Source organism: Legionella tunisiensis (genome assembly GCF_000308315.1).
GTDB classification, from domain to species: domain Bacteria; phylum Pseudomonadota; class Gammaproteobacteria; order Legionellales; family Legionellaceae; genus Tatlockia; species Tatlockia tunisiensis.
This window is the reverse complement of sequence record NZ_CALJ01000238.1, coordinates 1-10,666: the sequence shown is the minus strand read 5'-3', so window position 1 is coordinate 10,666 and position 10,666 is coordinate 1. Positions and strand designations below refer to the sequence as shown.

Below are 10,666 nucleotides of genomic sequence, written 5' to 3'. Positions count from 1 at the left end.
CCACCATTAATAGCTAGGAGCGCATTACTATGTTGTGCATATTCATTAATTGATGCATGTTCGCGTGATAAATCTTTGGCAGTCACCAGCGACAGCTCATTGTCTTTTAAGTTAATACGAAAGGCATGAATGTGAGACCAAGGGGTTAAAAAGCTACCTTCGAGATCTTGATATTCAATACCGGGTGCTAAGTGGCGCCAAGCAGTGCTAGCAACAACATAATGGGTAAAAAACAACAACGATAGAGCAGTCGCTAGAAATTTAGAGGCTCGAATAAGCCATTTTACTAGAGCAATGGTTTGCCTAGGCATATTAATCTTGTATCCTTATGAACAAACTTGATAGCGGTAGACCCACCATGAAAACATTACCGGAAAATAACAATAGAGTAGCGCTTAAGTCAACCAACAATTTATTAGAGTTAATGCATGATGTCCTGGATCGTGCTCGTGCACACGGTGCAACAGATGCGATGGTTTCGGTTAACCATGATAGTGGTTTTTCAGTCGATGTTCGTATGGGGGAGGTTGAGACGGTCGCTTTTAGTGAGGATAAAGGAGTTAGTCTCGTTGTTTATATCGGACATCGTAAAGGGGGGGCCAGTAGCACAGATACCTCACCAGGTGCTTTGGACGCTTTGGTGGCTGCTGCTTGCGATATCGCCAAAGTGAGTGCTGAAGATCCCTGTTTTGGACTAGCTGATCGAGAATTGATGAAAAATCATCATCCTGATCTTGATCTTTATCATCCTTGGGAAATTAAACCTCCTCAGGCAATAGAGAAAGCACTTGCTTGTGAAGCTCATGCCTTGGCCTTGGATAAACGGATTTCTAATTCTGATGGGGTTAATTTTTCCACCTATGCATTCTGTAATGGTTTTGCCAATAGCTATGGTGGAGAAGGCGTAGTTCAAAGTACTCGTCATAGTGTCAGTTGTTCTCTTATTGTGAAAGAAGGGGAGAGCATGCAACGAGATTACGATTATACGACAGCAAGGTATGCAGAAGGTTTAAATTCACTGGAAGCCTTGGCGCAAAAAGCAGTGGAGCGCGCTACCAGTCGTTTAGGGGCAAGACAGGCCAAAACGCAAAAAGTACCGGTGTTGTTCTCTTCTCGTGTATCGAGTGGTTTGTTGGCAAGTTTTATTAACGCGATCAGTGGTTCGAATTTATATCGCAAGAATTCTTTTTTACTTGATGCTTTGGAGAAACAGGTTTTTCCTGTTGGTTTTAAAATTTATGAGCAACCTTATCTTTTAAAAGCATTAGGAAGTTCACCGTTTGATGGTGAAGGGGTGCCAACAAGAAATAATGTCTTTGTTGAAGATGGGCGTTTATGCCAATATGCACTGAGTAGTTATTCAGCTCGCCGCCTAGGTCTGAAAACAACTGCCAATGGCGGCGGGGTTCATAATTTAACGCTTGATCCCACGGCAGGTGATTTGCAGGATTTACTAAATAAAATGGGCACTGGATTACTGGTGACGGAATTAATGGGGCAAGGTGTAAATGGTTTAACTGGTGACTATTCACGAGGGGCAAGTGGGTTCTGGATAGAAAATGGCATTATTCAATATCCCGTTGAAGAGATAACAATTGCTGGTAATTTGAAAGATATGTTTAAAATGATTACTGCTGTTGGTACTGATATTAATCCCAATATCTCAACTCGTTGCGGCTCTATACTGATTGAGCAAATGATGATTGCCGGACACTAAGCTGTTTGCATGTCAATTATCTTGGTGTTTATGGCTTGATTTTTTGCGCTTCGCGGCTTGAAATCAAACTATAAGCAAGTTGTAGGTTGGGCGCTTCGCTCAACGTGCACACGTCGGGCCAAGAAGGGCCCGGCTTACATGGCTGCGCTGCCGAAAATCAAACCATAATCACCTAAACTAGCGCAATGTAAACAGTCCTAAAAATTTCTATCATTGTTATGTTTTGAGCATGCTAGCGGGACATAAATGGCAATATAATAGAAATATCAACAGTTTCTAGCCACAAGGATTGCATTTTTTGCTATATTTAAAAATAAAATGGAGTTCTTATGTGCCGTTTTGTTGCCTATCTGGGTCACGATGTTGTGCTGGAAGATGTACTGGTTAAACCAGTTAACTCCATTATAATGCAAAGTTTGCATGCTCGGGAATCCACAATCCCTACGAATGGTGACGGTTTTGGTCTTGGTTGGTATGTTCCCTCTATCAGTCCAGAACCTGCATTGTTTACATCCATTTCACCAGCGTGGAATGATAGAAATTTGCTTCATTTGACCGCAAAAATTAAATCTCCTTGTTTTTTGCTCATGTACGTGCTGCCAGTGCTGGTGGTGTGACGAACTATAATTGCCATCCCTTTATTCATGGACAATGGATGTTAATGCACAATGGTGGAATTAACGATTTTATTGTTGTTAAACGCCATTTACGGCACTTATTAGAGGATGATATTTACCATTGGATTCAAGGGGAAACGGATTCGGAACATTTGTTTGGCCTCTTTTTACAGTTGGCCAAGGGAAGAGATCTTAGTAAATTGTCAGTTGTAGCAGATACATTAGAAGACGCTTTGTATGAAGTGAATCAATTGGTTCAGCAATTTGGTACGAAAGGCCCTTCCTATTTTAATGTTTGTCTTACCGATGGGGAGCGGATAGTTGCTAGTCGTTATTGCACTGATAAAGATGATTCTCCAGAATCACTACACTATTTTAATGGCACTTGTTTTGCTGGCAGGGGCCACTTCCATAAGCTAAAGGAAAATCATAAACATGAGTGTATCTTGGTAACTTCGGAGAAATTAACCAATATCAGTGATCAATGGGGTGATGTGCCGGCTAATCACTTGTTACTGATTGACAAAGACAGACGCATACAATTACGCCCACTGTGAAGCGGGGTATGCAATATGACTCAAAAGATAGCAGCTCGGATTTAAGAGTTAATTTTTATCTCGGAAAATAATACGACCTTTAGTTAGATCATAGGGTGTCAACTCTACTTTGACTTTATCGCCTGTTAATATGCGAATATAGTTTTTACGCATACGGCCAGAAATATGAGCAGTGACAACGTGGCCATTCTCCAGTTCAACACGAAACATAGTATTGGGTAAGGTATCAATTACAGTACCAAACATCTCAATATGATCTTCTTTTGCCATGGGTCCTCAAAAATGAAACTTAATAAGGCGCAAATAGTGCACTAAAATAAGAAAAATGGCAATCTAGTCTTTCCTTTAGGTCAATATTTTTCTTTAAACAATATCCTTTGTCCATAGCCCTTGACGAGTTGGGCATTTTAATGTTTCCTGCAAATAGTGCAAAAATTCACGACGACTGATAATCACTGCACCCAAACGTTGTAGATGACCGGTAGGTAACTGGCAATCTATAAAATCAAATTTCCAGGTCGCCAAAGTATGGCAAAGATAATACAAGGCCAATTTTGACGTATCTCGAAGTCGGTGAAACATGGATTCACCAAAAAAAGCTCGTCCTAGACTGATACCATATAAGCCACCTACTAATTGTTCTTCTAACCATATTTCAAAAGAATGCGCATAACCCATTTGGTGTAAGAGGGTATAGGCGTCCCTCATGCTGTCGGTAATCCAGGTATTATTGATTCTTCCTTCACTGTTAGCACACGCGGAAATAACCTCACTAAAGGCTGTATCTACAGTGAAACGATAAGGCTTTTTAAGAGCCTGTTTTAAACTGCGGGATAATTTAAAGGCTTGGGGTTTTAAAATCAAACGAGGATTAGGTGACCACCAAAGAATAGGGCACCCTGGTTCAAACCATGGAAAAATACCTTGCTTATAGGCCATTAACAAACGCTCTGGTGACAAGTCACCACCTATTGCAAGCAAGCCTTGATCATCACTACTTTCAGGATTCGGAAAGCTCATATCTTGGTTTGTCAGGGATGTTGAAGATGGAATGGTCAGCCTCCTGCAGTGATCCCATATTGATATAGTCTAGTTCAATATATAGGCTATTCTATTGGAAATAGGGTGATTAGACCTTGATTTTCCTTATTCTCACCTATATTCAAGCTCTAACTTGGAGGGAATGGAAAATCAAGGTGTAATAGATTGAAATTTATGAGTTTGTAATGGAGCTTAAGCTATCCAAATATTTTTCCGCATCTAAGGCGGCCATGCAACCAAAACCTGCTGAAGTAATGGCTTGACGATAAACATGATCAGCGACATCACCACAGGCAAAAACCCCACTGATACTAGTCGCAGTGGCCATACCGTCCAAACCAGAGCGGATAGTTAGGTAGCCATCTTTCATGGCAAGTTGTTCTTTAAACAAACCAGTATTGGGATCATGACCAATCGCAATAAAAACACCATCAACACTTAGATCATGGCAGCTATCATCGAGAACATTACGGACGCGGGCACCCGTGACTTTCATATCATCACCAAGCACCTCTTCCAAGGTATGATGCCATAAAAGTTTTATATTGCCTGTACGTGTTTTTTCAAGGAGTTGATCCTGGAGAATTTTTTCTGCACGTAAACTATCACGGCGATGAATAAGGGTAACGGAGGCTGCAATGTTTGACAGATACAAGGCTTCTTCAACTGCTGTGTTTCCTCCACCTATAACGCAAACCGCTTTATTACGATAAAAAAGCCATCACAGGTTGCGCAGGCTGAAACACCACGTCCTTGGTAGGCTTTTTCTGAGGGAAGTCCCAGATAACGAGCAGATGCTCCAGTCGCAATAATCAGAGCATCACAGGTATAGGTTTCACTGTCCCCTTGTAAGACAAAAGGGCGTTGCTGCAGATCGGCCTTTACAATATGATCGAAAATAATTTTGGTATCAAAGCGCTCAGCATGTTGTTGCATGCGTTCCATTAGCGCCGGACCTTGTAAGCCTTCTACATCGCCAGGCCAGTTATCGACATCAGTCGTTGTGGTTAATTGCCCACCTGGCTGCATACCAGTGATGAGTACTGGATTAAGATTGGCGCGAGCGGCATAAACCGCTGCAGTATATCCGGCGGGACCTGAGCCAAGAATTATCAGGCGATGGTGATTGCTTTCGCTTATCATCTCTGCCTTCCTTATGAATTATGTTAAGATGGCAAATAGTATGACAAAATAAGGCACATTTAAATACCTATGCGAAAACAACAAACGGGTAATCAGGCCAGCACCCCGAAGCAGGCTATGCCAAATTTCTTGCTCAAGCGTATTAGTGAAGGTAGTTTTATTTTGGTATTAACCTGTGCATTCTTCATTTTACTTGCGCTTAGCACTTATCAAACCACTGATCCAGGTTGGTCACATATCCATAAAGGAAATATGGGAATAGGCAATGCAGGTGGTCAGGTTGGTGCTTATCTTGCTGATGGACTTTATTTTGTTTTTGGTTATCTTGCGTACCTTTTACCTTTTGTTTTGCCTATGTTGCCTGGCTGATTTTGAAGGATCTGCGTGCTTTGCGGATTGTGAATCGGCTAGCCATGTTTCTGCGCGCCAGTGGTTTGATTTTTCTGATGATTGGCAGTTGCGGTTTGTTAAGCTTATCATCCATTGCACCAATTGACGCCGCACATAGTGCGGGAGGCCTGCTTGGTAGTTTTGTCTCTGATGGTTTTGATTATGCCTTGAACGCCCAAGGGGCTGCTTTATTGCTGTTTGCCATTTTATTAGTGGGTGTTACGTTGTTAACGGGACTTTCCTGGGTTGGAGCGACAGAACTACTTGGTTTTTATTCCGCTACGCTATTAAATCGTAGTTTTCGTGGCTTAGTGAGAGGCTCTCGTTTTCTACGAGCAATGATTAAGCGGTTTAGAGAGCGAAACAAATCAGTCGTTGCTAATAGTAATAAGCCGGTACGCCAATTAATCAGTAGAAAAAAGGATAAGCCAGCCGTAGCTAATATACCCTCTTTGGAACCTCTTGACTCAGTCATCAAGACGCCGTCTCTAGCGATTACACCTGGCATGCCTGCTATACCTGCTACCTCGGCCTTAAAATCTGTAAAAGAGCCAGCCCGTGCTGTTGCTAAGTCACCTGCACAAGCACCGACTGGCAGCTTGCCAGCGCTTAGCCTACTTGATAAGGGACGACCCGGTAAGGTGATGGGGGGATACACTCATCAAGAGCTGGAAACAGTATCACGAGAAGTCGAACAACATTTATTGGATTTCGGCATTCAGGCAGATGTTGTTGCTGTACATCCTGGACCAGTAATCACTCGTTTTGAATTACAATTAGCCGCCGGGATTAAAGTTAGTAAACTGTCGGCACTGGCTAAAGATTTAGCTCGTTCCCTATCGGTTATTAGTGTGCGAGTGGTTGAGGTTATTCCGGGTAAGACGGTTGTTGGCATAGAGCTACCGAATCAGCAACGAGATATGGTCTCTTTGTCCGAAGTGTTATCAGCCGATGTTTATCAGCAGTCTCACTCACCATTAACTTTGGCTTTGGGTGTTGATATTGCAGGTCATCCAATGGTAGTTGATTTAGCAAAAATGCCTCATTTACTGGTAGCTGGTACAACCGGTTCTGGTAAATCAGTAGGGATCAATGCGATGATTTTGAGCCTCTTGTTTAAATCAACTCCTGAGCAAGTACGCCTGATTATGGTTGATCCAAAAATGCTCGAATTATCCGTTTATGATGGGATCCCACATCTATTAGCGCCTGTAGTGACTGATATGAAAGAAGCTGCTAGTGCATTACGTTGGTGTGTGGGTGAAATGGAACGGCGTTATCGTTTAATGGCTTCTTTAGGCGTGCGAAATCTGGCGGGTTTTAATGCCAAGATCGCGGAAGCTGAGGCAAAAGGTGAACCTTTGACTGATCCTTTATGGAAACCAGTTGATTCTGTAGATGAAGCGGCACCTATCTTGCAATCATTGCCTTATGTAGTAGTCATCATTGATGAGCTAGCTGACATGATGATGGTGGTTGGCAAAAAGGTAGAGCAATTAATTGCTCGTATTGCTCAAAAAGCTCGTGCAGCGGGTATTCATTTAATTTTAGCAACACAACGCCCCTCTGTTGACGTGCTAACTGGACTCATTAAATCAAATATCCCCACTAGAATGTCCTTCCAGGTATCTTCAAAAATTGATTCTCGCACCATTCTTGATCAACAAGGGGCTGAACAATTGCTTGGTCATGGTGATATGCTTTATTTAGCGCCTGGAAGCGGAGCCCCGTTGCGTGTGCATGGAGCATTTGTTGATGATAAAGAAGTACATCGTGTCGCTGATGATTGGCGTGCACGCGGTGCGCCTGAATATATAGACGATATTACCCAAATGACTAGCGAAGGATCAGAAGGCGGTTTTGGTGAAGAAGGACAAGAGACAGAAGAAGCAGACCCTCTTTATGACCAGGCTGTTGAATTCGTGATCCAAACACGAAAAGCGAGTATTTCTTCTGTGCAGCGCCGCCTGAAAATAGGCTATAACCGAGCTGCACGACTAGTTGAAGAAATGGAGCGAACCGGAATTGTAGGACCCTTGGACGGCGGGTTTAGAGATGTATTAGTGTCTACAGCGAATGAGGATTAAACATGAAAAAATTAGTTTTACTGCTATCACTTGCATTTGCTGGTAACGCCTGTTGCGAATCTGTTGGAGATATTTTACAGACAAAACTCAATACTATTCGCAGTATGACTGCCAGTTTTAATCAAGTCATCAAGACGAAAGAAAAAGAAATCTCACGTTCTTCTGGGACTATGGCTCTTGAACGTCCTGGGCGTTTTCGCTGGCAAACTAAGAGTCCTATGGAGCAATTAGTAGTTGCTGATGGAAAAAAACTTTGGGTTTATGATGTTGACTTAGAACAAGTAACAGTTAAAAAACAGGAAAAAAGCTTGGGGGGGACAGCGGCCCTGTTTTTAAGTGGTTATGATGACACGGTTACCCGGGATTTTGATGTAACAGCAACAACGACTGGTGATAAGCAAGCTTATGATTTGCGATCTAAATCCAATAAAGCCAATTTTCAGCGAGTGAAGCTGATTTTTAACCGTGATGCCTTAATTGGTATTGAAATGTTTGATCAACTTGGCCAACACACGGTTGTCAATTTGAAGAACGTGAAAACCAATCCTAAAGTTGCTGCTAGTTTGTTTCAATTTAAGCCGCCTAAAGGAACAGACGTAGTAACACAATGAATTTATTTAATACCCAACCGAAGGCCCCCCTCGCCGAGTTACTAAGACCCAAATATTGGGATGAGGTAATCGGTCAAGAACATTTGTTAGCAGCAGGTAAACCTTTACGACTTGCTTTCGAGTCTGGTAAGCCGCATTCCATGATTTTGTGGGGACCGCCCGGTGTAGGGAAAACAACTCTGGCACGATTAAGTGCAGCGGCGTTTGACTGTGAGTGGATAGCACTTTCAGCTGTTTTTTCCGGTGTTAAAGATATACGTGCTGCGGTTGAAGAAGCTAAACAACACCTAATGCAGCAAAGGCAAACCTTACTCTTTATTGATGAGATCCATCGATTCAATAAATCGCAGCAAGATGCCTTACTTCCTTTTACGGAGTCTGGTCTTATTACTTTTATTGGTGCAACGACTGAGAATCCATCTTTCGAGGTGAATTCAGCACTGTTGTCCCGTGCGCAGGTTTATGTGTTAAAGCCGTTATCAGATGCGGAACTTAAACTTTTATTGATACGTGCTCAGGAGAGGGTACTGACTCATCTGCAATTTGAGACGGAAGCAGAGACTCATCTTATCGCGTATGCTGATGGAGATGCTCGCCGCCTTTTGAATCTTTTAGAGCAAATCAATGCAGCTGCGCAGGCTCAAGGAACCCTACAAATTACTGCTGAACTAATTAAAAATGCACTGAGTTCGACAAGGCGCCGTTTTGATAAGGCTGGAGAAAATTTTTACGATCAGATTTCAGCATTACATAAATCAGTTCGTGGTTCTAATCCTGATGCAGCACTTTACTGGTTATGCCGCATGCTTGATGGCGGTGTTGATCCCTATTATCTTTCTCGCCGCATTGTGAGAATGGCTTGGGAAGATATTGGATTAGCTGACCCACGTGCGATGCAGCTTGCTAATGATGCCGCGTCCACCTATGAGCGTTTAGGTTCTCCTGAAGGAGAATTGGCTCTTGCTCAGGCTGTTATCTACATGGCAGTTGCTGCGAAAAGTAATGCTGGCTATGTTGCCTATAATAAAGCAATAGCTTTTGTGAAACAGGATAAATCGAGAGAAGTACCACTGCATTTGCGCAATGCACCTACCAAATTGATGAACGATTTGGGCTATGGGCATGAATACCGCTATGCCCATGATGAGCCAGATGCCTATGCTGCCGGAGAAAACTATTTACCTGAAGGAATGAAGGAGCCTCATTGGTATCAACCAGTTTCACGAGGTCTTGAAAGTAAAATTACGGAAAAAATGGCCTTCTTGCGAAAATTAGACGAAAAAGCAGGAAAGAAATAAATGCTGAGATGATTAGGAGCGTGTACATTCTGCAAACCTAAGTGGTTATGACTTAATTTTTGAGTATCGCAGAGAAGCCCAGAAAATCAAGTCATAAGCCAAGATAGTAGACAAGTAAACAACCCCTAAACAAGTTTATGGGGTGAAGCACTTATCTTACGATAAAGAAAAGCAAGAATCGGTGGTAGAAGAGAGAGAGCAATAATGCCATAAATGACAAGGGAAAAATTGTCCTTAATAATCGGAATAGAACCAAAAAATATCCCAAACTGAGCAAACCGCCTACCCAGAGAAGAGCACTAATCAGATTGTAGATGGAAAATGAAGAGACGGACATATAGCCGACTCCAGCTACAAAAGGAACAAAAGTGCGAATAATAGGAATGAAGCGGGCGAGAATAATTGTTTTCCCTCCATGCTTTTCATAAAACTGATGCGCTTCTATCAAGTATTTTTATTCAATAATCGGGAGTGATTAGCAGAAAATACTCGTGGACCAATGGCTTTTCCTATTAAGTAATTGACTTGGTTGCCTGCAATAGATGCGATTATTAGCAGACTGAATAGAGATAAAATATTCAAAGGTGTATTTTGCTGTGCTGCAAGACTGCCTGCAGCAAAAAGCAAAGAGTCACCTGGTAGAAAGGGCGTTACAACTAATCCTGTTTCGCAGAATATAATGGCAAATAATGCTAGGTAAGTCCAAGTACCATAGGCTGATACAAAAGCAATAAGATAAGTATCTATATGTAAAATGTAATTAAATAATTGATGTATAGTTTGCATTGGGTCCCCAATTTTGTAACGTCAATAGTGCTTTTTAAGTCGGATTCAGAACCAGTTTACAGTATGTGATATAATCTTGTCCTTATTATGAAATTGTAGCAAGTTTAATTTGACGCTAAACCGTTTGTAAATGTCAAAATAGCGACTTTAATTCGTTTTTTATAGATTAATTATCTGATTTTATTTATATTTTAATTTTGGCTTAAACTTTGCTATGGGTTCTTCAATTAATCAGGGTACTAACTTATGCATTGCACTGAGGTTTCTCCCAACGAAACACAAGCAGCAGTCAGCTTACCTGCACAAGATATTTTAGTTCGCTTGCCTTGTGGCCTTGTTGTGTTGAACGCACAAGGTTGTATCATTTGGCTCAATAAAGCAGCTGAGACCTTGTTAGGAACGGGACTACAGGGAATTGC

At 41.9% G+C, this 10,666-nt stretch carries 7 protein-coding genes and 4 pseudogenes; 6 read left to right on the top strand and 5 right to left on the bottom strand.

The window, feature by feature from the left end; all coding sequences use genetic code 11:
- Window positions 1-311: pseudogene (locus tag BN58_RS25745) on the bottom strand (hypothetical protein); the annotation flags it as partial.
- A gap of 47 nt (window positions 312-358) precedes the next feature.
- On the opposite strand from BN58_RS25745, the gene pmbA reads away from it, so the two are divergent.
- The 3 genes from pmbA to BN58_RS25740 all read left to right on the top strand — a co-directional run bounded on the left by pmbA (window position 359) and on the right by BN58_RS25740 (window position 2,891).
- Window positions 359-1,717: a metalloprotease PmbA gene (gene pmbA, locus BN58_RS14340; protein ID WP_026069504.1), complete on the top strand. Its 1,359-nt coding sequence runs from the start codon at window positions 359-361 to the stop codon at window positions 1,715-1,717.
- A 329-nt stretch (window positions 1,718-2,046) separates the two neighbouring features.
- Window positions 2,047-2,334: a class II glutamine amidotransferase domain-containing protein gene (locus tag BN58_RS34585; RefSeq protein WP_232220651.1), complete on the top strand. Its 288-nt coding sequence runs from the start codon at window positions 2,047-2,049 to the stop codon at window positions 2,332-2,334.
- Complete coding sequence (locus BN58_RS25740; RefSeq protein ID WP_232220650.1) at window positions 2,292-2,891, top strand: class II glutamine amidotransferase; 600 nt, start codon at window positions 2,292-2,294, stop codon at window positions 2,889-2,891. The genes BN58_RS34585 and BN58_RS25740 overlap by 43 nt, the downstream gene beginning before the upstream one ends.
- Window positions 2,892-2,939: 48 nt before the next feature.
- On the opposite strand, the gene infA is transcribed toward BN58_RS25740, so the two are convergent.
- The 3 genes and pseudogenes from infA to trxB form a co-directional block, all read right to left on the bottom strand.
- Complete coding sequence (gene infA / locus BN58_RS14330; protein WP_019217414.1) at window positions 2,940-3,161, bottom strand: translation initiation factor IF-1; 222 nt, start codon at window positions 3,159-3,161, stop codon at window positions 2,940-2,942.
- A 93-nt stretch (window positions 3,162-3,254) separates the two neighbouring features.
- Entirely contained in the window at window positions 3,255-3,911 is a 657-nt protein-coding gene (aat, locus tag BN58_RS14325; RefSeq protein WP_019217413.1) for a leucyl/phenylalanyl-tRNA--protein transferase, read from the bottom strand.
- 193 nt (window positions 3,912-4,104) lie between these two features.
- Window positions 4,105-5,075, bottom strand: a pseudogene (gene trxB / locus BN58_RS25735) (thioredoxin-disulfide reductase).
- Window positions 5,076-5,144: 69 nt separating this feature from the next.
- Between trxB and BN58_RS25730 the strand changes: the two are divergent.
- From BN58_RS25730 to BN58_RS14305, 3 genes and pseudogenes are all read left to right on the top strand, one after another.
- Window positions 5,145-7,552: pseudogene (locus BN58_RS25730) on the top strand (DNA translocase FtsK).
- Window positions 7,553-7,554: 2 nt separating this feature from the next.
- Window positions 7,555-8,163, top strand: coding sequence for an outer membrane lipoprotein chaperone LolA (lolA, locus tag BN58_RS14310; protein WP_019217412.1), 609 nt, complete (start codon window positions 7,555-7,557; stop codon window positions 8,161-8,163).
- Complete coding sequence (locus tag BN58_RS14305; protein ID WP_019217411.1) at window positions 8,160-9,461, top strand: replication-associated recombination protein A; 1,302 nt, start codon at window positions 8,160-8,162, stop codon at window positions 9,459-9,461. The genes lolA and BN58_RS14305 overlap by 4 nt, the downstream gene beginning before the upstream one ends.
- Before the next feature lie 125 nt (window positions 9,462-9,586).
- Here BN58_RS14305 and BN58_RS37115 read toward each other — a convergent pair.
- A pseudogene (locus BN58_RS37115) lies at window positions 9,587-10,247 on the bottom strand (DedA family protein).
- Window positions 10,248-10,666: the final 419 nt, after the last annotated feature.